Below are 26,327 nucleotides of genomic sequence, written 5' to 3'. Positions count from 1 at the left end.
CTGTTGCTGGACTATCTCTTGGAGGCAGTCTACAACTAGACCATGCGGTTCAGTAAGTCAGGGTGGTTAGCCCCGCGTATCACTAAAGCGCCGCTGGTTGATGTAGTCCTGCGGAAAGGGCGCCACATCTTCTACCCCGAGCACGGCGGAGTCTGCCAAGTGGCCCTCCACCACGTCCCCGCCGGCCGGCAAGAGGACCGCCGGCGGGATTTCTAAAGCCAGCGCCAGCTTGTACACCGTGGATAATTGCGGGTCTGCCATGGTGTGTAGGCCATTTTCATTGCGTTCCAAGTTGGAAATCTGGCTGCGCGATACCCCCGAAATATCCGCGAGCACTTGCTGTGATACTCCGCGCCGCTCGCGCACGCGGCGCAGTTGTTGCGAAAATCCGTAGCCGTAGCTCGACCACATCAGTTGAATAAAACTCACGATCTTTTCCCCCTTTTTGAAAGCCGCCTTCGGGCTTTCAGGGAGAAATACTAGCTTAAAGATCGATATTGCGCGGGCCGTAGAGGCGATCGCCGGCATCGCCAAGCCCCGGCACGATATAGGCATCCGCATTGAGTTCAGGGTCAATGGCGGCGGTGACGAGGCGGACGGGAAGGCCCGATTTCTCCAGCGCATCCACGCCATTTTGGGCCGAGACCATGCAGATGGCGGTGATATCGGTAGCGCCGCGGGCGGCCAAGAGGCGCAGGGCATGCAGCAGGGATCCGCCGGTGGCCAGCATGGGGTCAACGACGAAGACGGTGCGCCCGGTCAGGTCTTGCGGCAGCGCCTCCAAATACGGCACGGGCTCGTGGGTTTCTTCATCGCGCGCCATGCCGATGAAGCCGACCTGGGCATCCGGAATCATCGACAAGGCGGGATCCACCATGCCTAGGCCTGCACGAATGATGGGCACGATGATGGGCGGATCCTGCAGGCGGGTGCCTTGTGCTGTGGCAACCGGGGTTTCGCAAGCGAAGTTTTCTACCGCCAAATCGCGGGAGGCTTCATACACGAGCATGGTTCCCAGGTCCTTGAGCGCGGCGCGAAAAGCAGAGTTATCACTGCGCGCATCGCGCATCAGGGTCAGGCGGGAAGCGGCAAGCGGGTGGTCTACGACGTGGATATCCATGCCCACTACTTTAAACTTTTTGGGAACCACTTGGGCCATTGGCCAGTCCAATAGGGCATGAGACCATTTCAGATAGATACCGCCCACGCCCGCCATTTAGCCCGTGACCTGCATGCAAACGCGCAGGGAGACAATCCACCCCACCCGGCATTGCCCGAAGATTCGGCCTTTACCGGGTTCAATGAAGCGGTCCATGCCGCCTTAGACAATATTGGGGCGCGGATGACCATGCTGCGCCACGATATGGGGCACATCGCGCAGTCTTCCTTCCAGATGTCGCGCGAGGCGGAAGACTCCGATGCGGCGCTGCGCGACTTACTCGGGGCGGCGATCTAAGTGCTTGCTACCGCCATTAAAAATATCGCCGCGCTGCAGCCTTCGCCGCTTCCCGATGTCCAACTTCCCCGCGTCCCAGATCTCTCCGCCGCCCAGCCGCTGGCGGATATCGCGCACGGTGATGCCTCGCAGCTTATCGCCGCCGCGGATCTCCTCACCGGCGATAACGAGACCATCTCCGCAGTACTTAACCAGGCCCGCGGCCTCGTTACGGCGGCTGCCGGCGATATCTTTGGCATCGGCACGCGGCTCATCCAGGCCGCTGCGCCCATCGCGATGGGATTAATCTCCCTCGATCCCGCCTCCCGCGCCGCGGCCCTTGCCTCGCTTCGCACCGTGATAGACGAGCACATTGGCTTGGCGATGGCCCGGGTCAACCGCCTGAAAGACGAGCTCACCACCACCGCCGCGGCCCTGTTGCCCATCTCCCAGCGGCCGGTGGAATCAGCCGTTGGCCAGCCCCAGCAGGCCACGGCCGCCGCGGCGACGCATACCGCGGTGGCTCCTCCGGCGGAGCTCGGTGCTGCACCCGCGCCGCACGCATCAGCGGGCGCAGAAGCTGGCTCAGAGGCAGGCCGCGCGGCCGTGGCCGCGGCCAAGAGCCAGGTGGGCCAGCCCTATACCTGGGGCGGAACCGGCAACGGTGGCTTTGACTGCTCAGGGCTTACCCAGTGGGCCTATTCCCAAGCGGGGGTGGATATACCACGCACGGCGGACCAGCAGGCCATCGGCAAGCAGGTCAGCGCCGATCAACTCCAGCCCGGCGATCTGGTGGTCTGGGATGGCCATGTGGCGATGTATTCCGGCAATGGCGAGATTGTGGAGGCCGGCGACCCTGTGCAGACCAACCCGCTGCGCACGAATAATATGGGCATGCAATTTAAGGGTTTTTGGCGGCCGACTGCCTGACAAGGCCCCGGCAATTCCGCGCGGCAGCTGGGGCGTTGGGTAGACTAAAAGCTCATGAGTACCCGTGCGATTGTGCCTATTAAGCTCTCCTTGACTGAGGGCGATTTTTATACCCTCTGGGCGCCCAAGTGGCGCGAAAATGGCTCCGAGTGGCAAGCCTTTTTGGGCGACGATGACTCCGTTTTGGTCTTTGACTCCCCCGCTGAGCTGCTGTGCTACCTAGAGTCCGATGCCAAGCATGACCTGCTGGATCACCCGCAGTGGGAGCAATTTTCCGCCCGCCCGGCGCACCGCGTCACCCCGGCCAAGCGCGATGAATACGATCTCATCGGCATGCCGGAAGCCCTCGCCGGCCGCCCCAGCCACGCCAATGTCTCCACCGTGGCGCGCGACCTCGAGGTGGCATCCGCGCTTGCCGATGTCGCCGCTGCCGAACAAACCACCATCTTCTTCGCCACCCACTCCATCCTTCGCAACGTCTCCCGCGGCGCCGATCACTACTCCGGCGAGCAGGGCCTGAATGAGTGGACCGGCGTCGGGCGGGTCATCTTGACCAATTGGAAGAAGGTCATCGCGGATCTGGATAAGCACGTCCGCGTGGTCCCGAGCGATGAATTCGACGCCGCCGCTATCTCCGATGCCGAAACCCGCATCTCCGAGGCCGCGAGTGCCGCCGACGCTGCCGCCAAGGAAGCCGAAGAAAAGCGCAAGGCCGCAGCGGAAGCCGCCGACCCTTATGACGAGTCCCCCTGGGCCGCCGCCGGAATCGACCCGATTAAGATCACCGCGCAGTCCAAGTCCGTCTACACGCTGCGCACCTACCTGGACGGCAAGCCCATCTTCTTGGGCAAGTGGGGCGAAATCTTTACCTTCGATTCCTCCAAGACGCTGGTGCGATGGCTCATCGATAATGATGACCACGACTTGGCGCGCGTATCTACCTGGGAGGACGTCGTCACCGCCGCCAACGCCGGCGAATTGGAGGTCCAAGTCCACCCGGATAACCAATATTCCTTTAACGGCCTCGTGCGCGATATTGAAAAGGGTCCAGAAGCGGTAGACTCCGACCAGCTGGCCCGCTGCTACGAGGTCTGCGCCGATGCCGCGGACTGGGCCGGGGACGATTCCATCAACTCCTATATGCTGGCCAATCCGCGCCTGCAGGACTACCTGGGCTACATGCTCGGTTCCACCGAGCACGCCGGCTACGTCCCGTCGAAGCCGTATAACGAACACGCCGAGTCCTGGAAGGGCCTCGAGAACATGCTGATTAAGCGTTTCTCCCGCTTCTAGAATCACCAGGTCTCTTTAAAACAGAAGAAAGCCAGCCACTCCCCGATCTGGGTGGCTGGCTTCTTTTGTGGCCAAGAGCCCCGACGAGGCGGCTAGGAACGGCGGCTCCTGTTGGCGCCGCTTCCCAGCGTGGCCCACGGTTTTAGAAGTCGCGCAGGATGCGCTGTGCCAAAGGCTCAGAGGATGCCGGGTTCTGGCCGGTGTAGAGGTTGCGGTCAACCTCAACATAAGGCTGCATCGGGTCGGTCTGCTTGAAATCAGCGCCGAGCTCGCGCAGGCGGGTCTCAACAACCCACTTGGCGGCGGCGATGGTCTCCTCGCCCTCTTCGGCGTTGGTAAAGCCGGTCATGGTGTAGCCCTTAAGCGGCCAGTTGTCATTGTCCAGCGCGAGCAATGCAGCCGGTGCGTGACAGACCAGGGATAGCGCGCGGCCGGACTCGATGCGCTCCTGCAGCAGCTTGGCGGAGTCTTGGTCATAAGCCAAGTCCTCCATTGGGCCGTGGCCGCCGGGGTAAAAGACGAGGTCGTAGTCGGCTTCCTTAACATCGGCCAGGTTCAGTGGTTCTTCCAGGTCCGGGCCGATTTCTGCGAGGTAGTTCTCCTGCTCGGCGCGGTCGCCCTCAGACAATACCTCGAGGCTGTACTCGTCTACTACTGGTGCCTTTGCGTTCGGCGTAGCAAAGTCGATATCCCAACCAGCGTTCTTAAACACGCGGTGCGGAGCGATGAGCTCCTCGGCCCAGTAACCGGTAGGACGGGCGCTGCCATCTGCAAGCGTCCACTTATCAGCGGCGGTAACAACGAATAGTGCGGAAGGCATCTCTTCCTCCTTTATGTAGATTAACTCTCTATTACCCTTCGGAAGCGTTGTCATTCAGGTTCATTGAGAACCCGGAATCTTGGAGCGACTCCTCAGCATCGGGGCCGGCAAGTTCCGGATCGGAGAGGTCCTCGTAGGCCGGAAGGACAACGGTCTCAAGGATACGCTGCCTTGTCTCTTCGGTGTCGAAAATATTTTCAATCGCCTTCACGGTGAGATCGAAAAACTCCTCCAAGCCGTACCCAAAGGTCTCGCTCAAGGCGAGAAATTGCCTGCTCAGCGTGGAATCGCCGGAGGAGACCGAGCAGGTAAAACCAAGCTGCTGTAACAGCGGCAGCGGGTGATCCGTGAGTTCCTCAACATCGTCCACGGGCGAAAATACCAGCGGAATGTGTCGGTCGCGGATCCATCCGGAGGCCTTGCCCGGGCGGATTCCATCGACATCGGCGGTGAAATCATCGATCATATTCACCGGTCGCAGCAAACGGTTGACTCCGGCCTGCGCCGCGCTTTCGGTATCGGCGAAATCCTCGCCCACCGCGATCTGCGTAGGCAGGTACTTCGCGCGGAACTCCGCAGCGGCGGCAGCGCTACCTTCCGGCAGGGTGTAGCCCGCAACGCCCGCAGTGTCCTCGGCGTTAGCCGTCGGCTCTGCTGTCTCAAGGACAAACTGAATCTCAAGATCGCCGAAGCCTTCCGCGGCCACCTCCCGCACGATTGCGGACGTATCAAAAGAATAAGCCGCGGGGTTGAGCTGCAATTCGGCGTAGACCACGTGGTCATCGGCAAGCTGGGCGCACTGCTCGCGAATATCCGCGTTCAGTTCCTCCGCGGTGCTGGCCTGCGAACGGACCGGTTCCCAGAGGGATACCTTGGGCAGTTGTTCCACCACGCTCTCGGCGGAATCCTTGTTCTCGGGGCTAATTAAAGGTGCATCATGCATGCGCACCATCGTAGGCACCAGCCCTGGGATGCGCCATATCAGCGATCTACTTGCGCGGCTTCCTCTTGACCACCTCAGCGTTTGCGAGATCATCGTGGGAGCCGCGCAGGTTGTTTTCCTCGTTGATGGTGGTCGCGTGCACCACCGCACCCAACATACCCACCAATTGACCGATACCAGGAATCACGTTAATTAGGCGCCACCACTGGCGCTTGGCGGACTGGCTAAGGCTGAGCTTTTCCTTCGTATCCACGTCCCGCACGGTGTAGCCGGCAAGAATCTTTGCCGGGCTAGCGCCCAACCAAACTTCGCTGCCCAGAACGTAGACCACCATGACAATGCAGAAAACGACAAAGGACAGGGCTTCTACATCCGCGAGCTCGTCGACGCCCGCGCCAACCGCGCCGCTGATGCCGCCGGCCAAGAAAAAGTCCAAGATGCCCATGCCGATGCGCGTTTCTTGGGACGGCCGTTTCTGCGCTTGGTGCTGGACTGGCGCCGGCGCGGCAGCGGGCGATGGCACCATCTGCTGCTGCGGCGAAGCATGCTGGGCGAATGGATCGCGCGCGTACGGGGAGCTATACGGGCTGGGTTGGGCAAAACCGGGTGCCTGCGCCGGGCCCTGCGGTTGATCGTGGAAGCTCGGTTGCGGGCGCGGCGCCGGCGACCACTGCCCCACCGAGCTCAGCGTGCCGAGTTCGCCCCACGTCGGGCGAAGGCCGGTGCGCAATGCTTCATCGTATTCGGCCCGCTTCTTCGCCGAACCCAGGATGCTGGCCGCTATGCGCAGCTGGACGCGCCGCGGCTCATCCTGGTTATATCCCTGCTGCCCGAGCTTAATGTCTTTTGCTTCCAATAAAACGGAAAGCTCATCCTCGCCACCATTGCGGTCGAGGTCCCACTTTTCGTAGAGGTCTGGGGCAATATCATCGGCGTTCATAGTGTCCTATCTTAAAGGTAAGGCGCGCGGCGGTCCTCACCCGTAGGGAGGATAATTATTTCCGGCGGAAAAGCTTCGCCACACCCACGGCCGCAGCGCCCAGAGCAGCGCCCACGCCGAAGACCGCGCCTGCCGGTGCACCCTCGCGCACCTCATTGCGCACGCGGATAACGGCGGGTTCTGGAACCGGCGGGTGCGCGTACTTCAGGGATTCTGCGGTCGTCGCGGTCCATGCGGAGATATACAGCACCACGCGCCACACCAGGTACATGACAATCATCAGGACGATGACAGGGCCAAAGACCGCACCGGCCGGGCTGCCGGTGGCAGAGGACATAATCACCGTGGACAGCTGCTTAATGGCCTCGAATGCCACCGCACCAATGGCGGCGCCGGTAAAGCCGGATTTCTTAGGCACCTTCGTGCGCGGCAGGATCATAATCAGCCACCACATGACGATGAAGTTGGCGATAAGACCCAGCAGCAGGCCACTAAAGAAGAACACGTAGCCCATGCCAGGGAAGGAATCGATGCCTAAGAGGTCAAATACCTTCTGCGTAAGCCCAGAGGAACCAGCCGCGGTCACGCTGAAGGCCACGACGAAGGCGACGATCAGGCCGATAAGGCCCAGAAGATCCGAGAACTTCTTCTTCAGGAAGGAGCCACCGTCGTTGGCATCGATGCCCCACATGGCAGAAATGCCGATGCGCAGATGGTTCATCCAGCCCAGTCCGGACCACAGGGTGGTCAAACCACCGATACCGAACATGGCACCGCGCTGGTCAATGGCCTTATCCAAGATCTCATTGACCGACTCGCTGAGGTTCCCGTCAATGGAGTCCGTGATATAGGACTGCAAGTCATTGAGCAGGTCCTCGCGGTTAGCAAGGACAGCGGCGATGGTGGCCACCAGCAGCATCGCCAACGGGAAAATGGACAGGACCGAGTAATAGGTAATGCCAGCGGAAAATTGGTTTCCGCCCTCTGCGGCATAGCGCTCTTGCATGCGCATGAGGTGGTCAACCATGGGCGATTTACGCCGGACCTTATCTATCGCCCCCGGATCATCGGCGTTCGCGCGCTCGATGCCGTAGTGGTCCGTCTTTTTAGAGGAGGATTGCGTGGTGGTGGACACGTGCTTCCCTTCTTGTTCGCACAGCGTTTATCCTCGTATAGCGTAGCTGGCAAACACCCACTTGTCCCTCGGTGGGGTGGGTTAAGGGGTACCTACTACCTGCGCGGGCGAGGAAGGAAGCCGACTTTTTCATAGACGGCATCGACAAGCGGCTGCGCTACTTCCTGTGCGGTCTGGGCACCGCGCTCCAAGATGCGCTCCAGCTCGCCGCGATCCGCCATGAGCTCGTCGTAGCGCTGCTTGAGCGGGGTGGTAAAGGCCTCGAGCGCCTCCGCGGTATCCACCTTCAGGTGCCCGTAGCCCTGGCCGGCGTACTTTTCGACCAAGGAGTCGATGGACTCGCCGGTCAGCGCGGACTGGATGACCATCAGGTTCGATACGCCCGGCTGGTTTTCCCGGTCGAAGGCAACCGAGCCCAGGTCATCGGTGACGGCGGACTTAATGCGCTTGGCAGAGGTCTTCGGGGCGTCGAGCAGGTTGACCAGGCCCTTGGGGTTGGGGCCGGACTTAGACATCTTGGACGTCGGATCCTGCAGGTCATAGATCTTCGCCGCGCCCTCTGGAATGAACGGCTCCGGCACGTGGAAGGTCTCGCCGTACTTATTATTAAAGCGCTCGGCCAGATTGCGGGTGAGCTCCAGGTGCTGGCGCTGGTCCTCGCCCACCGGCACGTAATCCGGCGAGTACAGCAGGATATCGGCCGCCATCAGGATGGGGTAGGTAAAAAGACCCACCGAGGTGCGATCGGCGCCGCGCTTGGCGGATTTATCCTTGAACTGCGTCATGCGGGAGGCTTCACCGAAGCCGGTCAGGCACTGGAATACCCAGGTCAGCTCCGCATGGGCGGGCACGTGGGACTGGACGAAGAGGGTGGATTTTTCCGGGTCGATGCCCAGCGCGATGAGCTGTGCAGCCCCCGCCATGGTGCGGTTGCGCAGCTCCTCCGGATTCTGCTCCACGGTAATCGCGTGCAGATCCGGGATGAAGTAAAAGGCATCGTAGCCTTCCTGCAGGTCGATCCACTGCTTCAGCGCTCCCAAGTAATTTCCCAAGTGATAGGAATCAGCGGTGGGCTGAATGCCGGAAAGTACGCGGGACGCAGAATTAGATGCAGTGGAATCAGTCATGTCAGGTAATGTTACTCCGTCATTTTTGCTTGTTGATTGGCCGCCCCAAGATGTTGCGCGGCATCATCAAAAATCGAGACCAGCCGGACGCCGCGGGTAACGTGCGGCGTCCACGAGGTGTCGATCACGTCATCGAGGTTGTCATCCTCCAGCGAGGTCACATACGCCTTGACCTGCTCCAATGCTTCCTGGGTATAGCTGCGGAGCTTGCCGATGTCCTGCGTGGTCACCGCACGCGCTTCCTCCGCCGATTGGCCATAGCCCATGGCATCCGGCAGGTCGAGGTCGTAGCGCTGCCACAGCTCTTCTTCCCCAGTCAGTTGCGCTAGCTGCAGGTCTGCCATGCGGCCGGTGTGCCACAGCAGCCACGTGATCGAATTCGGATGATCACCAAAGTGCGCATTGGCGGTCTCGTTGCTCAGCTCCGGCAATGCGGCGAGCGCATCGAGCGGGCGTTGCGCCATGTCCGTAAGCAGATCGATAGCCTTCATCGCCAGACCGCGCCCTTAGACCTTGCGGGAGGTGGGACTGACGATGTCCATGAAGACGGCGAAACCGGTCACCATGAAGGCACCGCCGACGCCCATGAGGACGATGGGGCCAAGGAAGGCGAAGGACGGTCCGACAGCGGTCCACCACCAGATGCTCAGGGCGAGGATTACGGCGCCAAGGACAAAAGGAATAATTGCGCGAGCCATGAACTTTCTCCGTTGCAGATTTCGAAATTTTTAACGTGTTAATACTAGCACTACTGCTTGTGCTTGGGGGTCCTTTGCCTGCCCACATCCTCCTTGTTGAAGGTCCATTGCTGCTGCACATCCACTCCCCTCGCCCCGGGCGAGTGCTTGCCGCTGGGACGGGTAATAGATGCGTGAGCAGTCGGCCGCGCGATCCGGTTGCTATTTAACTCTTCGAGGCTTAGCGGGGAGGAAAAATCGCTTGCGGTGCGCTTGTTACGAACCAGCGGCCGGGTAATCGGGCTGGCGTAGCGGGTGGCCGCGCCCGCCTTCCGCTTGGCCCGGCGGGCACCATCGCGCACGATGCGCGCCGATAGCCGCAGGCGCGGATCCATCTGTTGCTCGCCGTCGCGGTACTCAAAGACGGGCAGGCCCTTCTTAAAGTAGATAGCCGCAAGGCGCGCGCTAAAGCAGACTAGGGCGGTGATGATCGCCGTGGGTTCCTCCGATAGCCCGGCGCGCAAGAGGATCATGTACAGCCCGGCCGCGAGGATCGAGATGGCCGCATAAAACTCGCCGGAAAATACCAGCGGAATGCGGTCTGAGAGTAGATCGCGCAGCACGCCGCCGAAGACGCCAGAGATAACCGCGGATACCGAGGCGATAATGAAGCCATAGCCCAAGTGCGCGGCAATCTGGGTGCCCAGCACGGAAAAGACCGCCAGCCCCAAGGCATCGAGGATGAGGAAGAGGTGGCGGAAATAGTGCATGAGGAAGGACATGCCCACCGTGACGATGGCAGCGGCGATGACGATGACCAGATAGATGGGGTGTTCCACCCAGGTCAGCGGCGGATCCGCCAGCACGATATCGCGGACAGTGCCGCCGCCTAGCGCCGTGATGGAGGCGATCATCGTCACACCGAACAGGTCGAGTTTTTGCCGGCCGGCCGATAGCGCAGCGGTCATGGACTCGGCGGTAATGCCGATGACGTACAGGACGCTAAAAAGCGGCGACATCAGGCGTATTCCACCAGCAGCGGCGAGTGATCGGACCAACGCTGCTCCACGGTCGGGGCCTTATCCACCCAGGTGCGCTGCGCGCGATCGAGCAACGGCTGGGTAGCGGCCTGGTAGTCAATGCGCCAGCCCGCATCGTTATTGAAGGCCTGGCCGCGGTAGGTCCACCAGGTATAGGGACCGTCGGCCTCTGGGTGGAGGCGGCGCGCCACGTCGAACCACTGCGGCGCGGTGGCCGGCTCCCACGGCGTGGTGCCCGCGTAGTCCACGACTCCGAGCCACTCCCCCAGGTTCTTTTTCTCCTGCGGCGCCTCATCCGGGAAGCTGCCGAAGACGTGGTCCAGAAAGGCGCGCTCTTCTGGCAGGTGGCCGGCCTTCTTCTCGTTGGCCTTATTATTCTTCAAATCCTGGGCGCGGTGGCAGATATTCCAGTCACCGCCGATGACCATGTCCTTATCGGCGTTTTCTGCCAGCACGGCATCGAATTCATCCAAGAAACGGTACTTTTCATCCAACTTTGGCGAATCGGTATCGCCGGAAGGCAAGTACAGCGAGGCCACCCGGATATCGCGGGTGGTGGCGGCAATCCAGCGGCCGGCATCGGTGAAGGAGCCGAAACCGATTTCGACATCGGCAAGCGGCGTGCGGGAAAGGATGCCTACTCCGGCGCGGCCCTTGGCGGCGGCATCGGCAAGCTCTAGGTGCCAGCCCGCCTCCAGGGCGGGTGCCAGGGCTTTTCTGGCTTGGTCCGGGGTGGCGCGGACCTCTTGCATCAGCACGATATCGGCCGGGGTCTGTTCCAACCAGGCATTCATGCCGGGGTTATTCTCATTGCGCTGCTTGCAGGCGGCGCGGATTCCGTTGACGTTGACGCTAGCGATGGTAAGGCTCATGGTGCTCCAGAATATAGGCGTGTGCGGTGGTAGTTCTAGCCACGATTGGCAAGGCGTTTTTTATCCCACATTGTTATCGCCCACACAACGCAACCCGCGGCCGCCAAGCCGGCGCCCGCCAGCGCCGGAGCAGAGTAGCCCAGGCCCGCGCCTACGACGATGCCGCCGATGGTCGCACCGGCCGCGTTCGCGATATTGAGCGCGGATTGGTTGAGCGCTGCGGATAAGGTCTGAGCATCGCCCGCCACGTGGACCAGGCGTAGCTGCAGCGACGGCACCAACGTGGAACCCATAAACGCCACCATGCCAAAGCAAATGGTGGCGGCGATGGCGTGGCTGGAAAGGAAGTAGAAGGCCGTGAGGATGATGATCAGGCTGGCTAAGGCGAAAATGATGCCAAATTCGAGGTTGCGGTCTGCCAACCAGCCACCAAAGGCATTGCCAATCGTCATGCCAATGCCGTAGGCCATGAGCACGACCCAAATCAGGCTATCGCTCAGGCCCGCGACCTCGGTCATGGTCCAGGAAATATAGGTATAGACGGAGAACATGCCGCCGAAACCCACCACGCCCATGATGACGGTGAGCCACACCTGGCTGTTTTTAAAGGCGCCGAACTCGGTGCGGATATCGGTCTGTTTCATCTCCGTCATGTGCGGCATGAGGAAAAACAGGGCTACGGCGGTAATAAGGCCGATGACCACGACCACCAGGTATGCCGCGTGCCACCCCAGCGCGGAACCCAGGGCCTGTGCCGCGGGCACGCCGATGACCGTGGCGATGGCAAGGCCCATGCCCACAAACGCCATGGCCTTGCCCCGCCCGCCGGGAGGGGCCATCGATGCCGCGGACAGGTTAGCCACGGAGAAGTACGCGCCGTGGGGCATGCCGGCGATGAAGCGGGCCACCATGAGCACCCAGTAATTCGGCGCGAGGACCGAGAGCAGGTTGCCCACCACCAAAAAGCCGATGAGCAAGAGGATGAGGCGGCGGCGCGGGAGCTTGCCGGTAAAGGCCGCAATCAGGGGCGCACCGACCACTACGCCGAGTGCGTAGGTGGTAATCAGCGTGGAGGCGGTATCCTCAGAAACCCCGAAGTCCTCCGCGATCAGCGGCAGCAGGCCCATCGAGACGAACTCGGTAGTACCGATAGCAAACGCACCAAGGGCCATCGCCACCATGACGATGGTGCGGCGCGCGGTAGAAATCTCCGTCTGGCGGGGCAGAGGCCGACGGTGAATGCGATGTTCATGGGCGCTGCGCGGGCTTAACTGATCGATAATTTTCACGAGGGGCGACGATACACCCCACCTGGGCATAAAGCATGTTCAGGGCGTGGACAGGTGAAGAGATTTACCCAGCGCATGGCCCCGTGACCGATGCCACCCAGCCCCAGAATGTACCGAGCGCTCCACATGGAGCGGACAAAATCGGTAATCTGGTCACCTGAAGAAATTTTCCCACATTTAATAGGAGAATCATGGCTAAGATTACGTGGACCCGTACCGATGAGGCGCCGCTTCTGGCGACCTACTCCCTCAAGCCCATCGTGGAGGCCTTCGCTTCCACCGCGGGCATTGACGTAGAAACCCGCGATATTTCCCTAGCTGCCCGCATCGCCGCGCAGTTCCCGGAGCGCCTCACCGAGGACCAAAAGGTGGAAGACGCCCTGGCTGAGCTGGGCAAGATGGCCAAGACCCCAGAGGCTAATATCATCAAGCTGCCGAATATCTCGGCTTCCCTGGTGCAGCTGAAGAAGGCCATCGCCGAGCTGCAGGCCGCCGGCTACGACTTGCCTGATTACCCGGATAACCCCTCCACTGACGAGGAAAAGGACATCGCGGCCCGCTACGATTCTGTCAAGGGCTCCGCCGTTAACCCCGTCCTGCGTGAAGGTAACTCCGACCGCCGCGCGCCGGAGGCCGTAAAGAACTTTGTTAAGAAGCACCCCCACCGCATGGGCGAGTGGTCCAAGGATTCCAAGACCAACGTCGCCACCATGGACGATAACGACTTCCGCCACAATGAGAAGTCCGTCATCATCCCCGAGGAAGATACCCTGTCCATCGTGCTGAAGACCGCCGACGGCGAGCAGACCCTGCTGCCGGAACTGCCGGTTCTTAAGGACGAGGTCATCGACGGCACCTTCATGTCCGCCAAGGCCCTGGATGAGTTCCTGCTGCAGCAGGTCAAGCGCGCCAAGGAAGAGGGCGTGCTCTTTTCCACCCACCTGAAGGCCACCATGATGAAGGTCTCTGACCCCATCCTCTTCGGCCACGTCGTGCGCACCTACTTCGCCGATGTCTTTGATAAGTACGGCGACGAGCTCATCTCCGCCGGCCTGAACGGCGAGAACGGCTTGGGCTCCATCCTGGAGGGCCTAGACAAGCTCGACAATGGCGAGGAGATCAAGGCTGCCTTCGAATCCGCGCTTGCCGATGGCCCCGATCTCGCCATGGTCAACTCCCACAAGGGCATCACCAACCTGCACGTGCCTTCCGATGTCATCATTGACGCCTCCATGCCGGCAATGATCCGCACCTCCGGCCACATGTGGAATAAGAACGACGAGGAGCAGGACACCCTCGCCGTCATCCCAGATTCCTCCTACGCCGGCGTGTACCAGGCCGTCATCGAGGACTGCAAGGAAAACGGCGCCTTTGACCCCACCACCATGGGTACCGTGCCGAACGTCGGCCTGATGGCCAAGAAGGCCGAGGAGTACGGCTCCCACAACAAGACCTTCAAGGTACCGGCAGCCGGCACCGTTGAGGTCCGCAACTCCAAGGGCGAGGTGCTCATCGAGCACGACGTCGAGGCCGGCGATATCTGGCGCGCCTGCCAGACCAAGGACGAGCCGATCCAGGATTGGGTCAAGCTCGCCGTCAACCGCGCCCGCCTGTCCGGTATGAAGACCATTTTCTGGCTCGACCCAGAGCGCGGCCACGACCGCAATATCCAGTCCTTGGTGGAAAAGTACCTGAAGGACCACGACACCGAGGGCTTGGACATTGAGATCCAGGATCCGGTCACCGCTACCAAGACCTCCATCGAGCGCATCCGCCGCGGCGAGGACACCATCTCCGTGACCGGTAACGTGCTGCGTGACTACAACACGGACCTCTTCCCCATCCTCGAGCTGGGTACCTCCGCAAAGATGCTGTCCGTGGTTCCATTGATGGCAGGCGGCGGCCTCTTCGAGACCGGTGCCGGCGGCTCCGCCCCGAAGCACGTCCAGCAGGTGCAGGAAGAAAACCACCTGCGCTGGGACTCCCTCGGTGAGTTCCTGGCGCTGGCCGAGTCCTTCCGCCACGAGAACCAGACCAACGGCAACGAGAAGGCCGGCGTGCTGGCCACCACCCTGGACAAGGCCACCGAGCGCCTGCTGAACGAGGGCAAGTCCCCATCCCGCAAGGTGGGCGAGAACGACAACCGCGGTTCCCACTTCTTCCTGGCCACCTTCTGGGCCGAGGAGCTGGCTAACCAGACCGAGGATGCCGATCTCGCGGCCACTTTCAAGGACGTCGCCTCCGACCTTTCCGGCAAGGCCGATGAAATCTCCCAGGCTCTTATCGATGCCCAGGGTGAGCCCGCCGACCTCGGCGGCTACTACTGGCCCAACGACGAGAAGACCTCCGCTGTCATGCGCCCTGTCGCACAGTTCAACGAGATCATCGATGGCCTGAAGAAGTAAACCCGCGTTAGGTTTCTAGCCACAGACCGCCTCGATTACTCCTCGGAGTTCGAGGCGGTCTTTTCTTGCTTCGTTCGCCGAAAACCCAGCCAAAACAGCCGCTTTTATCATCAAATTTACCCATTTACCTGCGCAAACTTTTTCTTGCTCGTTTCTTGCTTCTCAAGCCAAAACGGTTGCGCCCGCTAGCGTGGTGTGGAGCTCGTGGTAAGCCTCACGGCCGTGCACAATAGGGCGACCATCATATCGATCCAACGGACCTGACCTCCGCCTCGTCGGCGCCGTACTAGCTGAGCAGCATAAGGATTGGGTTCCGCAAAAACTCTTTACGCGGCAGGCGAGCACAAGCGGCTAGCCGAGGAAACCAGGAACAACTTCATCGATGGCCTGAGAAAGTAAAAGCTTCTTCACCAGCTAATTTTCACCGCGCGTTCCCTTCACTGGGGCGCGCAGTGTCGTCGTTTTCGCTCCTTCAATTTCACACAACTGAAAAAATTTTTTCACCTTCCGGGAACCAGGGTTGCCTAAGTTCCGACTATTAGTGCAGTTGATATCAGCACCCATGCAACTGACCACTAAGCACGAAAGAGAACTATTTTATGAGTCGGACGACTCTGCGTTCCTTCATCCAACGCATACACTTTTACGGCGGCATGTTCGTCGGCCCCTTCATCCTTATCGCGGCTTTGACCGGCTGCCTCTATGCACTGGCGCCGACCCTGGAAAAGTTTGCTTACCGCGACGTCATGACCGTTGAGGAAGTAAATAACCCGGTAAGCCTGGAGGATCAAATCAGCGCTGCCCAAAAGGAGCACCCGGATATGCCGGTCTCCCAGGTATGGCCGGCGGAATCGGCGACGGACTCCACGCGCGTGCTGGTGGCGGATCCGGGCATCGACGAGAGCCTGCAGCGCACCGTTTTTATTAATCCGGCCGATGGCGAGGTCATCGGTGACTACCCCACCTACTCCGGCTTGGGCGAGATGCCGCTGCGCCGCTGGATCTCCTCGCTGCATGAAAGCTTCCACCTGGGCCAGCCGGGCGAGCTCTATTCCGAGCTAGCCGCCTCCTGGCTGTGGGTCCTGGCCTGCGGCGGGCTCTACATGTGGTGGATTCGCCGCCGGCCCAAGAAGGCTGCCGCGCCGCTGAAGAAGCAGCCACAGCGCTCCAAGCGCTGGAAGGCCACCCGCCTGCACTCCACTATGGGCGCATGGATTTTCATCGGGCTCATTGGCCTGTCTGCCACCGGCATCACCTGGTCCCAGCTCGCCGGCGAGAACGTCAATTCCGTGGTGGAGAAGATGAACTGGAAGGCCACGCCGGTAGAAACCGCGCTCACCACCGATTCCTCCGCCGATGCCGCACACGATGCCCACGCCGGGCACGAAGGTCACGGTGCCCACGGCGCTCATGGTGGGGATGCGGAGGCTGCGGGCGAGACTCCGGAGCCGGAGGTCATCGCCGAGCAGGCAGAGCGCGTCTATGCCACCGGCCGCGCGGAAGGACTAACGGGTCCGCTGCGCCTGTACGCGCCGGAAGACACCGACTCGGGGTGGAAGGTCAGTGAGCGCTGGGTCGAGTGGCGCTATACCTCCGATGAGGTCTCCGTCAACGGTTCCACCGGCGAGGTCATCGACCGCCTTCCATTCTCTGAGCTGCCGCTATTTAGCAAGCTCAGCAGCTGGGGCATCTACCTGCACATGGGCATCATGTTTGGCCTGCCGCTGCAGATTGCCCTGTTCGCACTCGGCCTCGCCATCGCCGCCATGGTGGTTCTGGGCTACTACATGTGGTGGAAGCGCCGGCCGCAATTCGCCCCTGGCTCCAAGCGGAACTTCTCCTGGGCCACCACCGGCCTGGGTGCGCTCTTTGCCGCCACCGTCGGTGCATTTATGCCGCTTTTGGGCATTACCCTTGCAGCATTCCTCGTACTAGACATCATCGTGATGAATACCGGAAAGCGCAAGGCTACCGCGCCAAAGAAGAAGGATGAAGACGCGGAGCTAGTACCGGTGGGCTAGCAATCTTAGTGAAAGCCATCACACAGGGTGGAGTAAATGGGTACATTGGTCATTTATGACTAATCCATTACTCCACCCTTCATCGTTGCCCTACCAACTCCCGCCGTTTGCGGAGATTAAGGTCGAGCACTACCGCCCCGCCTTCGACGAAGCGCTCGCGCTCCACGATGCCGAGATCTCCGCCATTACTGAAAATCCCGCTGCCCCCACCTGGGAAAACACCGTGGAAGCCCTCGAGCGTTCCGGCCAGGATCTCGACCGCGTGATGTCGGTCTTTGGCAACCTGTCGGGCACGGACGTCACTGATGAGATGGAAGAAATCGCCGCCGATATCTATCCGCGCCTGTCCGCCCACTACGATGCGATGTACCAGGACGAAAAGCTCTACCAGCGCATCAAGGACTCCACCCCACCCGCCGGCGATGAGGAGGGCGCGCGCCTGCACGAACACCTGCTACGCACCTTTGCGCGCCAGGGAGCGGATCTCGATGCCGCCGGCAAGGCCCGCCTCTCCGATATCAACCAGCGCCTGTCCGCCCTATCGGAGGAATTCGGCCGCAATCTCATGGCCTCCACGCGCGAGCGCGCCGTCGAGTTCACGGAGGAAGAGCTCGAGGGCCTGCCGCCGGAACGCATCGCCTCAGCCAAGGCGGATGCCAAGGCCCTAGGCCGCGAAGGCTACGTCATCCCCCTCGAGCTGCCTACCGTGCAATCGGAGCAGTCCCGCCTGGCTCGGGAGGGGCGCGGAAGAAGCTCTATGCGGCATCGGCAAGCAGGGGCTCCGAGAACAACATTCCAGGGCTTATCGAGGCCGTCCAGCTGCGCGCCGAGCGCGCCGAGCTGCTGGGCTATGCCTCCCACGCCGATTACGTGATCGCGGAAGAAACCGCTGGCAGCGCCGACGCCGCGCGCGACATGCTCGCAGACCTCGCTCCCGCCGCCGCGGCCAATGCCGCCGGCGAGCACAAGCTGCTAGCCGAGGAAGCCACGCTCAACGAGCAAGACTTCCACGCCGCCGACTGGCCCTACTGGGAATCCAAGGTCCGCGCCCGCGATTTCTCGCTCGACGAGGAGGAACTGCGCCAGTACTTCCCCCTGGACAAGGTCCTTACCCAGGGCGTATTCGCTGCTGCCGAGCGCCTGTACGGCATTACCGTTGCCCCGCGCGAGGACCTGGAGGGCTATGCCGAGGGCGTGCGCGTCTGGGAGGTGTTCGACAAGAGTGTCGAACACAGAGATAACGTCGAGCACGAAGATAAGGGCGAGCACGGCGATAAGGGAATCGGCCTGCTGCTCACGGATTACTTCGGCCGCCCCACCAAGCGCGGTGGCGCGTGGATGAGCCAGTTCGTGGGCCAGTCAGGCCTGCTGGAGCGCAAGCCGGTCATCGTCAACGTGCTGGGCATTACCAAGCCCGCCGATGGTTCCCAGCCCCTGCTGAGCCTGGACGAGGTACACACCCTCTTCCACGAATTCGGCCACGCCTTGCACGGGCTGCTTTCCGATGTCCACTACCCCACCTTCGCCGGCACCAACGTCCCGCGCGACTGGGTGGAATTCCCCTCGCAAATCAATGAGAACTGGGCGCTGGATAAGTCGCTGGTCAAGCAGTACGCGCGCCACGTCGACACCGGCGAACCGATCTCCGATGAGCTGCTCGATGCCGTGACCGCCGCCTCCGAGTTTGGCCAGGGCTTTGCCACCTCGGAGTACTTGGCGGCCTCCATTATCGATTTGGCGTGGCATTCGCTCAGCGCCAAGGACGCCGCAGCGCTGGAGGCCACCCCGGAGGCCGTGGACGCATTCGAGGAGGAGGCCCTGCGCGCGGTGGGGCTGGATAACCCGCACATCGCCCCGCGCTACCGCTCAACGTACTTCAACCACATCTTCGCCGGCGGCTACTCCGCGGGCTACTACTCCTACCTGTGGGCGGAGGCGCTCGATGCCGATGGCTTCGAGTGGTTCAAGGAGCAAAGCGATCTGCGCGCCGCAGGACAAAAGTTCCGGGACCTCATCCTCTCTCGGGGCGCCTCCCGCGATTTCGGCGCGGCCTACCGCGACTTCCGCGGGCGCGAAAAGGACGTCGCGCCGCTGCTCAAGCGCCGCGGCCTCTCCGGCGTCTAGCGGATACTGTCCAGCCAGGCGGCGTGCACGCGCGCCTCATCGTTTTCTTCCGGGTGAAAGCTCAAAGCGGTGACGGCGCCGTGGCGCACGCCGACGACCGCCTCCTCCGCGCCGTCGCGCGGCACGGTCGCGATGACCTCCACGCCCTCGCCCACGCGGGTGACCAGCGGGGCGCGGATGAAGCTCGCCTCGATGGGCAGCGTTTCTTCCCCGACCAGGACCGGCAGGGTCCGTTCGGCGGAAAAACGCTGGTTGCCAAAGGCATTGCGCCGCACGGTGATATCGAGCAGCCCCAGGGTCTGCTGGCCCGGCGAGGGGTTATCCAGATCGCGGGCGCAATAAATCAACCCGGCGCAGGTAGCGAGCACGGGAAGGCCCGCGGCTACAGCCGCCCGCAGTGGATCGGCCACGCCGAAGGTGCGGGCGAGCTTGTCGATGACACTCGACTCCCCGCCCGGAATCACCAGCCCATCCAGGCCTTCAAGGTCGCGCGGCACGCGCACCCGGCGCGTGTCCGCCCCCAGGCCTTCGAGGATGCGCAGGTGCTCTTCCACGCCTCCCTGCAGCGCGAGCACCCCGATCGTGGCGCTAGCTTCTTGTGGCATGACCACGCGATTACCAGCCGCGCTCGGCCAGGCGGTGCGGTGCCGGCACATCGCCGACATTGATGCCGACCATGGCCTCACCCAGGCCGCGGGAGAGCTTGGCGAGCTCGGCGGGGTCATCGTAAAGCGTGGCGGCCTTCACGATGGCCTCCGCGCGCGCTGCCGGGTTACCGGATTTGAAGATGCCGGAGCCCACGAAGACGCCTTCGGCGCCCATCTGGCGGACGAGGGCGGCATCGGCAGGCGTAGCTACGCCGCCGGCAACGAAGAGGACGACCGGCAGCTTGCCGGTCTCCGCAACCTCCGCAACCAGGTCATACGGTGCCTGGAGTTCCTTGGCGGCGACGTACAGCTCGTCGCGGTCGAGGTGCTGCAGGCGGGCGATTTCCGCACGAATGGTGCGCAGGTGCTTGACGGCCTCGGAGACATCGCCAGTGCCGGCCTCGCCCTTGGATCGAATCATGGCCGCACCCTCGGTGATGCGGCGCAGGGCCTCGCCCAAGTTGGTCGCGCCGCACACGAACGGCACGTCGAAGTCCCACTTATTGATGTGGTTGACGTAATCGGCTGGGCTGAGCACCTCGGACTCATCGATGAAGTCCACGCCGAGCTCGCCCAGAATCTGTGCCTCGACGAAGTGGCCGATGCGCGCCTTCGCCATCACGGGGATGGATACGGCGTCGATGATGCCCTCGATAAGCTCCGGATCGGACATGCGGGCCACGCCGCCCTGGGCGCGGATATCGGCAGGCACGCGCTCAAGTGCCATGACGGCGCTCGCGCCCGCATCCTCGGCGATGCGCGCCTGTTCCGGGGTTACGACGTCCATGATGACGCCGCCCTTGAGCATGTCAGCTAGTCCACGTTTCACGCGCGTGGTCGCAATGTTTTCGGTCATGCGCTCTATACTGCCCTGCCCAAGTGGTACAAGTAAAGAACCATTTCCCGCGTGTTGGGTTGTACCACTTATACTGTGTTCATGCCCCTGCGCCTCGACCCCGCCGATACGCGCGCCCTGCCGGTACAAATCGCCGACGCCGTGCGCGCCGATGCCACCTCCGGCGCGCTGCTGCCCGGCGAAGCCGTGCCCTCCACCCGCGCGCTGGCCACGCAGCTCGGCGTCTCCCGCGGCAGCGTCGTTACCGCATATGAGCAGCTCACCGCCGAGGGCTACCTCAGCGCCGAGGTCGGCTCCGGTACCGTCATCAATCCCCGCCTGCCCCACAGCCCGCCGCCACGCCCCGAGCCCGCGCCGCAGCCCACTCCCGCGCCCAACCTGCTGGAACTGACGCCCGGTCTGCCCGATACCGCCGGCATCATCACCCCCGAATGGCGCGCCGCCTGGCGCGATGCCGCCGCCCAGCCGCTTTCCGATGCCCCTCCACTCCCCCACCACATCGCCAACCACCTGCGCTACATGCGCGGGCTCCGGGTCGATCCGCGCCGCATCGTCGTTACCGCCGGTGCCCGCGATGGCCTCGCTTTAGTGCTGCGTACGCTCGGTACCGCGCTGCGCGTCGGCGTCGAATCGCCCGGTTACCCCAGCCTGCGGCGCGTTCCGCAAGCGCTTGGCCATGAGTTGGTAAACGTGCCCACCGATGCCGATGGCGTTACCGTGCCCGATACCGACCTTGACGCGCTGATTGTCACCCCAAGCCACCAGTACCCGTATGGCGCGTCGCTGCCGGCCGAACGCCGCGCCGAACTCGTGGCCTGGGCCCGCCAGAACGGCGCTTTACTCATCGAGGATGACTTCGATTCCGAGCTGCGCTACGTGGGTCAGCCGCTGCCCGCGCTCGCTGCGCTCGCCCCAGAGCGCACCGTGTTGCTCGGTACCTTTTCCACCGTGATTTCGCCGTCCATCGCCTGTGGCTATGTGGTGGTCCCGGATGGGCTGCGCGGGGGCATCGACAGGCAGCGCGATATCTTTGGCCAGCCGGTCGGTACCATCCCGCAGGCCGCGCTCGCCCATTACCTGGCCAGCGGGGCGCTGCGGCGCCACACCGGCCGCATGCGCCGGACCTATAAGCGCCGCCGCGACCTCGTGGCCGATGCCCTAGGCACTCTCCCCGGCGCGCGCCTGCTGCCCATCAACGGCGGCCTGCATGCGGTTTTGCTGTGCGACCCGGCCATCGTCCTGCGCGCCGCCGCCCGCGGCATTAAGCTGACCCCGCTACGCGAATACTGGGGCGGCGTGGACGCCGAAGACGGCGTCGTTTTAGGTTTTGGTCATTTAAGCGATGACGACCTGCGCCACAGCCTGAGCGCGGTCGCCGCCGCGCAACGCGAATGTTAGCCTGAATTTAAATGCCCTCGCACAGAAAGACGTAAGAATGACGCTTGGCCCGCTCGAACTTCTGCTCATGCTCATCCCGCTAGCTATCTACATCGGACTTATAGCCGGTGTCATTTATTTAATCGTGCAGGTCGCGCGCAATTCCAATGATATTAAGCAGAATTCGCAGGCCATCGCGCAACTTCGAGAGGCACAGAAAAACGGCCCCTCCGCTGGGCAGGGGCCGCATTCTTAAATGCCTAGTCCGCAGGCTTTTCCGTATTCACCGCGTGCGAAAAGTTTTCGCTGAATTCCTTGAAGCCCTTATTAAAGGTGCCCAGGTTTTCCATGAACCCGCCCATGATGTCTATGGGCAGCGGGAAGACGATGGTGGAATTTTGGTCCGCGCCGAGTTCCAGCACCGTTTGTAGGTAGCGCAGCTGCAGCGCCGCCGGGGCCTTGCCCAGCTCCTCGGCTGCCTCGCGCAGCTCGCGGGAGGACTGCAGCTCACCGTGGGCCGAAATGACCTTGGCGCGACGCTCGCGCTCCGCCTCAGCCTCGCGCGCTAGGGCGCGCTGCATCATCTCTGGGATCTCTACGTCCTTGATCTCCACGATGCGGGTGAGCACTCCCCACCGTTCGGTTTGGCCGTTGATGATCGCCGCTAGGTCCTCGTTGAGCTCCTCGCGGTGGGCCAGCAAATCATCGAGGCTCGCCCGCCCCAAGAGCGAACGCAGGGTGGTCTGCGCAATCTGCGAGGTCGCCACGGCGTAGTTTTCTACCTCGAGGACCGCCTTGCTCGAATCGGTAACCTCGAACATGACCACCGCATTCACGCGCACGGACACGTTGTCCTTGGTGATGATTTCCTGCGGCGGAATCGTCAGCGTCACCACGCGCAAATCCACGCGCTCCAGCTTATCGATGCCCGGTAGCAAGAAATGCAGCCCCGGCTCCAGCATCGGCCGCAGGTGGCCAAAGCGGAAGGTCACGCCCCGCTCATACTGCTTAATCACCTTGAGCGAGTAGGACAAAAACACCCCGATGAGAGCGATAATGATGCCGATGACGATCGGCCAGAATACGGGAGCGGACACTTAGACTTCCCCTTCCAGTTCTTGACGCACCGAGCGGTAGCGCGTGGATTTTCCGTACTTCGAACCATAGCGATCGACCTGCGCCGCCAATTCCGCCTCGCGGTTATCCATCTCCGGCACCACAAGCTGCGGCGCGTTCGAGGGCGTATTCCACAGGTGGCGGGCCAGCGGGTACACGCCGAATCCGGTAATGATGAGCACCGTGGCCAGCGTCAACGCCACCTCCGAGGGCGAATGGTAGCTAATCAGCGAGGCCAACGGCAGCAGGTAGCCCATCGCCGCCACCGCCAGCGCGATGCCGCGGTGGAAGCGCCCCGAATCCGAGTGCGGCCACGGGTCCAACTGGCGCGTGACCTCCCGGCCGTGGTGCGAGACCGTGCACTGTTGCTTGACCGGGCAGGTATTGCACACGGTCGGGTTCGCACGGTAGCGCATGACGCGGTTTTCCGGGTCGAAACTGGAGGGCCAGAGCCAGTGATCTTCGGGGCATCGCCAAGCATCGTGGTCTTCCAAGTACCGGAACGTACCGGATTGGTTGGACATGGTGCGGTTGGCGGTTTGCTGCGCGAGCAGGTCGAATACCCAGGCCACAGCGAGCAGGAAGAGCCCGTAGCACGCGGATAATACGGTAAATGCACCCGGCATTAGTCGTCCTTCTTGTCCGAGCGGTAGGTACCGCCCCACTTGGTGCGCGATTCAAATTCCTGGCGCGGGGCGGTGGCTGAATCGCCGCGCTCGGCATCGGGATCTTCTTCCTCAACGAAGGCACCGCGCTCATCGATGTACCCGTAGCGCCGGCCCGTGGAGCTGCGCTTGTCGACGCGCCCCTTGCCGCCCGAAACCAGCCCCACCGAGGAACCCACGGGGACCTCGCCTGCGTGGTCGTCCTCGTCCGGGGTGATGATGCTAAACAGCGGGTTGGTTGGGTGCTCCTCCACCGTTGGGATCTCCTTCTTGTAGAGCACGCCACGCAGCGCCATCCAGAGGAAGGGCAGGACGCCGAGGAGGAACATGACATCGCCAGGCAGGCGCAGCCATTCCATGATGAAGTTGCCGGGCTGGGTGATATAGCCCAGCGACCGCGCTTCCACGTAGCCCGATCCGACGGATTCGTAGAGCTGCATGATGCCCAGCGGCAGGAGCGAAATGACCACCATCCAGAGCAGGCCCAGGTTTTGCAGCCAGAAGGCCCAGCCCATGGCCTTATCGGACCACTTATCCTTGGGGATGAGGTAGCGCAGCGCAAAGACCGACAGACCCACGGCCAGGAAGCCGTAGACGCCCATCATCGCGCCGTGGGCGTGGTTTGCGGTAAGCGCCGTGCCGATTTCGTAGTAGGACACGATGGGCAGGTTGACCAGGAAGCCGAAGATACCCGCGCCCAAGAAGTTCCAGAAACCGACGGAGACCAGGAACATGACTGCCCAGCGGTGCGGGAAGGGGCGCTCGCCCGAGGCGCGTTGGCGGGAGCCCAGCTGCATGAAGGTCCATGCCTCAACGGTCAACAGGGTCAGCGGCACGACCTCTGCGGCCGAGAAGAATGCGCCCAGGGCCATGTGCTCGACCGGGGTGCCCGAGAAGTACAGGTGGTGCATCGTGCCCAGCACGCCACCGGTGGAATAGAGGATGACGTCCAAGAAGATGATGCCCAGGGCGATCTTTTCGCGAACCACGCCGAGCAGGACGAAGACGTAGGCCACCATGACGGTGGTAAATAGCTCGAGGAAGTCTTCCACCCACAGGTGAACCACCCAGAAGCGCCAGAACTCTGCGACGGAGATGTGGGTTTCCGATCCCGCCAGGTTGCCCACTGCGTAGAACGCTGGGATGGCCAGGCCGGCAAAGAAGAAGAGCCACGGCATATTGGACTTGTGCTCGTTTTTCAGGCGGCCGCGCAGCTGGCGGTAGATGATGCCAATCCACACGAACATGCCGATGGTAAGCAGTACCTGGAAGAAGCGCGGCAGGTCCAGGTATTCCCATTGCTGGGAAAATAGCGTGCCCTCTTCGATGTAGCCCATGGTAGAAAGCCATTCAAAGGCCATGGACCCAAAGACCACGACCGCGATGGCACCGAGCAGGAACCATACGAGCCAATCCTGCTTCTTCGGTTCCTTCTTGCCCACGAACGAGGCCAGGAAAATACCGGCCGCCAAGAGCCCGCCGGCGGTCCACAGGAGGGAGAGCTGCACGTGCCAGGTGCGCGAGACGTTATACGGCAAGATTTCTTGCAGCGGGATGCCAAAGAAGCCGGTTAGTTCCGTGCGGTAGTGCTGGCTGGCCGCACCCAGTAGCGCCTGGATCAAGAACAGCAACGCAATGACCAGGACGAACCAGGCCACCACCTTCTGCGACTTGGTCAGCCCAACCTCGCCCGGCTGCTTAAAGTCCAGGTTCGGTGCTTCTTCCGAATGCCAACCGATGGACTTGGACCACCGGCCGTAAATCGCAAAGATCAGGCCGGTACCGCCGATAAGCGCGATGAGCGAGAGCACCGACCACACCACGAGGTCCGCGGTCGGACCGTTGTCCACGCGCGATTCCGCTGGCCAGTTATTGGTATAGGAATAGTCATGGCCCGGACGCTCTGCCGCCGAAGCCCACGCGGTCCAGCCGAAGAAACCAACGAGGTTATTGATGTCTTGCTCATCGGTAATAAAGTCCGACGGCAAGCCACTGTTGTGGGAATCGGGGCCAAAGTACTGGGCGTAGTAGTCCTTATTGGCCTCGAATGCCGAAATCTGGTTATCGGTCCACTCCAGCACGCCCGTTTCTTCGTCATAGCGGTTGGTGCGGAATTCTTCTACCACGGCCTCTTCGGGAGTGGCGGAGGAATCAACGAAATCGGGGATACCGTTCGCGTCATTTTCCTCGCGGGCATGGTCGAGGGCGCGGCGCAGGTACTCCGCCGTATAGTCCGGGCCCAGGTAGGCGCCGTGGCCCAACACGGAGCCGTATTGTTGCAGGCCGCGTGCCTGGTACAGCGCCTGACCGTTAGTGATCTCGTCCTTGGTCAAGACCGTTTCGCCGGTGGATTCGGAGACAATCTTTTCCGGCAACGGCATCGATGCGTCATAGGTGCGGTACGCCAAAAATCCCATGACCAAAAAGCCAAAAATCATGACGAGAGCAATCCCTTGCACCCACACATTGCTCACCTTGAGTACCGGCTTTGACCGATCCTCAGCCCCAGTAGTGGTGGCCATAATGCATCCTTTTCACAGTTCTAGAGAGTTCGACATACATCATTATGAACGGACAAAGCGGTGTTAAATAGTCGAACAACAAGCACCTACCCC

At 62.0% G+C, this 26,327-nt stretch carries 24 protein-coding genes and 1 pseudogene; 8 read left to right on the top strand and 17 right to left on the bottom strand.

What is annotated here, in order from left to right; translation table 11 throughout:
- Positions 1-66 precede the first annotated feature (66 nt).
- Positions 67-429 carry a helix-turn-helix domain-containing protein gene (locus tag HMPREF1287_RS11105; protein WP_051137926.1) on the bottom strand — a complete coding sequence of 121 codons (363 nt, stop codon included), beginning with the start codon at positions 427-429 and terminating at the stop codon, positions 67-69.
- Positions 430-484: 55 nt separating this feature from the next.
- Positions 485-1,120, bottom strand: coding sequence for a uracil phosphoribosyltransferase (gene upp, locus HMPREF1287_RS11100; RefSeq protein ID WP_034653796.1), 636 nt, complete (start codon positions 1,118-1,120; stop codon positions 485-487).
- Between the two features lie 57 nt (positions 1,121-1,177).
- Here upp and HMPREF1287_RS11095 point away from each other — a divergent pair, with 57 nt between their 5' ends.
- The 3 genes from HMPREF1287_RS11095 to HMPREF1287_RS11085 are packed head-to-tail and all read left to right on the top strand — an operon-like array spanning position 1,178 to position 3,658.
- Positions 1,178-1,456 carry a hypothetical protein gene (locus tag HMPREF1287_RS11095; protein WP_005277346.1) on the top strand — a complete coding sequence of 93 codons (279 nt, stop codon included), beginning with the start codon at positions 1,178-1,180 and terminating at the stop codon, positions 1,454-1,456.
- The gene (locus tag HMPREF1287_RS11090; RefSeq protein WP_023016832.1) at positions 1,457-2,365 is read left to right on the top strand and encodes a C40 family peptidase; all 909 of its coding nucleotides are present in this window, start codon (positions 1,457-1,459) and stop codon (positions 2,363-2,365) included.
- A gap of 54 nt (positions 2,366-2,419) precedes the next feature.
- Positions 2,420-3,658: a hypothetical protein gene (locus tag HMPREF1287_RS11085; RefSeq protein WP_023016831.1), complete on the top strand. Its 1,239-nt coding sequence runs from the start codon at positions 2,420-2,422 to the stop codon at positions 3,656-3,658.
- 142 nt (positions 3,659-3,800) lie between these two features.
- On the opposite strand, the gene HMPREF1287_RS11080 is transcribed toward HMPREF1287_RS11085, so the two are convergent.
- From HMPREF1287_RS11080 to HMPREF1287_RS11035, 10 genes are all read right to left on the bottom strand, one after another.
- Positions 3,801-4,478: a type 1 glutamine amidotransferase domain-containing protein gene (locus HMPREF1287_RS11080; protein WP_023016830.1), complete on the bottom strand. Its 678-nt coding sequence runs from the start codon at positions 4,476-4,478 to the stop codon at positions 3,801-3,803.
- Positions 4,479-4,509: 31 nt separating this feature from the next.
- Positions 4,510-5,430 (bottom strand): hypothetical protein, encoded by a 921-nt coding sequence (locus tag HMPREF1287_RS11075; protein ID WP_023016829.1) that lies wholly within the window; start codon positions 5,428-5,430, stop codon positions 4,510-4,512.
- Positions 5,431-5,467: 37 nt separating this feature from the next.
- Positions 5,468-6,361, bottom strand: a complete 894-nt coding sequence (locus HMPREF1287_RS11070) for an RDD family protein (RefSeq protein ID WP_023016828.1) — start codon at positions 6,359-6,361, stop codon at positions 5,468-5,470.
- A gap of 55 nt (positions 6,362-6,416) precedes the next feature.
- Positions 6,417-7,496, bottom strand: coding sequence for a YhjD/YihY/BrkB family envelope integrity protein (locus tag HMPREF1287_RS11065; RefSeq protein ID WP_023016827.1), 1,080 nt, complete (start codon positions 7,494-7,496; stop codon positions 6,417-6,419).
- A gap of 95 nt (positions 7,497-7,591) precedes the next feature.
- Complete coding sequence (gene trpS / locus HMPREF1287_RS11060; RefSeq protein ID WP_023016826.1) at positions 7,592-8,623, bottom strand: tryptophan--tRNA ligase; 1,032 nt, start codon at positions 8,621-8,623, stop codon at positions 7,592-7,594.
- 11 nt (positions 8,624-8,634) lie between these two features.
- Positions 8,635-9,114 (bottom strand): DinB family protein, encoded by a 480-nt coding sequence (locus tag HMPREF1287_RS11055; RefSeq protein WP_023016825.1) that lies wholly within the window; start codon positions 9,112-9,114, stop codon positions 8,635-8,637.
- Positions 9,115-9,129: 15 nt separating this feature from the next.
- Entirely contained in the window at positions 9,130-9,321 is a 192-nt protein-coding gene (locus HMPREF1287_RS11050) for a hypothetical protein (RefSeq protein WP_005277318.1), read from the bottom strand.
- A 50-nt stretch (positions 9,322-9,371) separates the two neighbouring features.
- Entirely contained in the window at positions 9,372-10,319 is a 948-nt protein-coding gene (locus tag HMPREF1287_RS11045; protein WP_023016824.1) for a trimeric intracellular cation channel family protein, read from the bottom strand.
- On the bottom strand, positions 10,319-11,212 hold the full coding sequence (locus HMPREF1287_RS11040) for an exodeoxyribonuclease III (RefSeq protein WP_023016823.1): 894 nt from the start codon (positions 11,210-11,212) through the stop codon (positions 10,319-10,321). The genes HMPREF1287_RS11045 and HMPREF1287_RS11040 overlap by 1 nt, the downstream gene beginning before the upstream one ends.
- Before the next feature lie 35 nt (positions 11,213-11,247).
- A complete protein-coding gene (locus HMPREF1287_RS11035) occupies positions 11,248-12,501 on the bottom strand; it encodes an MFS transporter (protein WP_042403997.1) in 1,254 nt (417 codons plus the stop codon).
- A 191-nt stretch (positions 12,502-12,692) separates the two neighbouring features.
- Between HMPREF1287_RS11035 and HMPREF1287_RS11030 the strand changes: the two genes are divergently transcribed.
- The 3 genes and pseudogenes from HMPREF1287_RS11030 to HMPREF1287_RS11020 all read left to right on the top strand — a co-directional run bounded on the left by HMPREF1287_RS11030 (position 12,693) and on the right by HMPREF1287_RS11020 (position 19,051).
- Positions 12,693-14,906 (top strand): NADP-dependent isocitrate dehydrogenase, encoded by a 2,214-nt coding sequence (locus tag HMPREF1287_RS11030; RefSeq protein ID WP_005277306.1) that lies wholly within the window; start codon positions 12,693-12,695, stop codon positions 14,904-14,906.
- A 599-nt stretch (positions 14,907-15,505) separates the two neighbouring features.
- Entirely contained in the window at positions 15,506-16,927 is a 1,422-nt protein-coding gene (locus HMPREF1287_RS11025; RefSeq protein ID WP_023016821.1) for a PepSY domain-containing protein, read from the top strand.
- Between the two features lie 55 nt (positions 16,928-16,982).
- A pseudogene (locus HMPREF1287_RS11020) lies at positions 16,983-19,051 on the top strand (M3 family metallopeptidase).
- Here HMPREF1287_RS11020 and pdxT read toward each other — a convergent pair.
- Both pdxT and pdxS read right to left on the bottom strand, forming a co-directional pair.
- A complete protein-coding gene (pdxT, locus tag HMPREF1287_RS11015; protein ID WP_034653793.1) occupies positions 19,048-19,656 on the bottom strand; it encodes a pyridoxal 5'-phosphate synthase glutaminase subunit PdxT in 609 nt (202 codons plus the stop codon). The pseudogene HMPREF1287_RS11020 and the gene pdxT overlap by 4 nt on opposite strands.
- A 10-nt stretch (positions 19,657-19,666) precedes the next feature.
- Complete coding sequence (pdxS, locus tag HMPREF1287_RS11010) at positions 19,667-20,554, bottom strand: pyridoxal 5'-phosphate synthase lyase subunit PdxS (RefSeq protein WP_023016817.1); 888 nt, start codon at positions 20,552-20,554, stop codon at positions 19,667-19,669.
- A gap of 81 nt (positions 20,555-20,635) precedes the next feature.
- Between pdxS and HMPREF1287_RS11005 the strand changes: the two genes are divergently transcribed.
- Both HMPREF1287_RS11005 and HMPREF1287_RS11000 read left to right on the top strand, forming a co-directional pair.
- The gene (locus HMPREF1287_RS11005; RefSeq protein WP_023016816.1) at positions 20,636-21,952 is read left to right on the top strand and encodes a PLP-dependent aminotransferase family protein; all 1,317 of its coding nucleotides are present in this window, start codon (positions 20,636-20,638) and stop codon (positions 21,950-21,952) included.
- A gap of 37 nt (positions 21,953-21,989) precedes the next feature.
- Positions 21,990-22,187, top strand: coding sequence for a hypothetical protein (locus tag HMPREF1287_RS11000; RefSeq protein WP_023016815.1), 198 nt, complete (start codon positions 21,990-21,992; stop codon positions 22,185-22,187).
- A gap of 4 nt (positions 22,188-22,191) precedes the next feature.
- On the opposite strand, the gene HMPREF1287_RS10995 is transcribed toward HMPREF1287_RS11000, so the two are convergent.
- The 3 genes from HMPREF1287_RS10995 to HMPREF1287_RS10985 are packed head-to-tail and all read right to left on the bottom strand — an operon-like array spanning position 22,192 to position 26,234.
- On the bottom strand, positions 22,192-23,028 hold the full coding sequence (locus HMPREF1287_RS10995) for a slipin family protein (RefSeq protein ID WP_023016814.1): 837 nt from the start codon (positions 23,026-23,028) through the stop codon (positions 22,192-22,194).
- Positions 23,029-23,673, bottom strand: a complete 645-nt coding sequence (locus HMPREF1287_RS10990; RefSeq protein ID WP_023016813.1) for a hypothetical protein — start codon at positions 23,671-23,673, stop codon at positions 23,029-23,031. It abuts the gene before it with no gap.
- The gene (locus HMPREF1287_RS10985; protein WP_023016812.1) at positions 23,673-26,234 is read right to left on the bottom strand and encodes a nitric-oxide reductase large subunit; all 2,562 of its coding nucleotides are present in this window, start codon (positions 26,232-26,234) and stop codon (positions 23,673-23,675) included. Before HMPREF1287_RS10985 ends, HMPREF1287_RS10990 begins: the two co-directional genes overlap by 1 nt.
- Between the last annotated feature and the right edge of the window lie 93 nt (positions 26,235-26,327).

This window comes from Corynebacterium sp. KPL1986, from assembly GCF_000477975.1.
Taxonomy (GTDB): domain Bacteria; phylum Actinomycetota; class Actinomycetes; order Mycobacteriales; family Mycobacteriaceae; genus Corynebacterium; species Corynebacterium accolens.
Note: the sequence above shows the minus strand (reverse complement) of the source record. Positions and strands in the feature narration are given on the sequence as shown.

Coding starts and splice junctions, on each gene's coding strand:
- upp (WP_034653796.1), bottom strand. CDS start 1,120: ATGGATATCCACGTCGTAGACCACCCGCTTGCCGCTTCCCGCCTGACC.
- HMPREF1287_RS11095 (WP_005277346.1), top strand. CDS start 1,178: ATGAGACCATTTCAGATAGATACCGCCCACGCCCGCCATTTAGCCCGT.
- HMPREF1287_RS11085 (WP_023016831.1), top strand. CDS start 2,420: ATGAGTACCCGTGCGATTGTGCCTATTAAGCTCTCCTTGACTGAGGGC.
- HMPREF1287_RS11080 (WP_023016830.1), bottom strand. CDS start 4,478: ATGCCTTCCGCACTATTCGTTGTTACCGCCGCTGATAAGTGGACGCTT.
- HMPREF1287_RS11075 (WP_023016829.1), bottom strand. CDS start 5,430: ATGGTGCGCATGCATGATGCACCTTTAATTAGCCCCGAGAACAAGGAT.
- HMPREF1287_RS11070 (WP_023016828.1), bottom strand. CDS start 6,361: ATGAACGCCGATGATATTGCCCCAGACCTCTACGAAAAGTGGGACCTC.
- trpS (WP_023016826.1), bottom strand. CDS start 8,623: ATGACTGATTCCACTGCATCTAATTCTGCGTCCCGCGTACTTTCCGGC.
- HMPREF1287_RS11055 (WP_023016825.1), bottom strand. CDS start 9,114: ATGAAGGCTATCGATCTGCTTACGGACATGGCGCAACGCCCGCTCGAT.
- HMPREF1287_RS11050 (WP_005277318.1), bottom strand. CDS start 9,321: ATGGCTCGCGCAATTATTCCTTTTGTCCTTGGCGCCGTAATCCTCGCC.
- HMPREF1287_RS11045 (WP_023016824.1), bottom strand. CDS start 10,319: ATGTCGCCGCTTTTTAGCGTCCTGTACGTCATCGGCATTACCGCCGAG.
- HMPREF1287_RS11040 (WP_023016823.1), bottom strand. CDS start 11,212: ATGAGCCTTACCATCGCTAGCGTCAACGTCAACGGAATCCGCGCCGCC.
- HMPREF1287_RS11030 (WP_005277306.1), top strand. CDS start 12,693: ATGGCTAAGATTACGTGGACCCGTACCGATGAGGCGCCGCTTCTGGCG.
- HMPREF1287_RS11025 (WP_023016821.1), top strand. CDS start 15,506: ATGAGTCGGACGACTCTGCGTTCCTTCATCCAACGCATACACTTTTAC.
- pdxT (WP_034653793.1), bottom strand. CDS start 19,656: ATGCCACAAGAAGCTAGCGCCACGATCGGGGTGCTCGCGCTGCAGGGA.
- pdxS (WP_023016817.1), bottom strand. CDS start 20,554: ATGACCGAAAACATTGCGACCACGCGCGTGAAACGTGGACTAGCTGAC.
- HMPREF1287_RS11005 (WP_023016816.1), top strand. CDS start 20,636: ATGCCCCTGCGCCTCGACCCCGCCGATACGCGCGCCCTGCCGGTACAA.
- HMPREF1287_RS11000 (WP_023016815.1), top strand. CDS start 21,990: ATGACGCTTGGCCCGCTCGAACTTCTGCTCATGCTCATCCCGCTAGCT.
- HMPREF1287_RS10990 (WP_023016813.1), bottom strand. CDS start 23,673: ATGCCGGGTGCATTTACCGTATTATCCGCGTGCTACGGGCTCTTCCTG.
- HMPREF1287_RS10985 (WP_023016812.1), bottom strand. CDS start 26,234: ATGGCCACCACTACTGGGGCTGAGGATCGGTCAAAGCCGGTACTCAAG.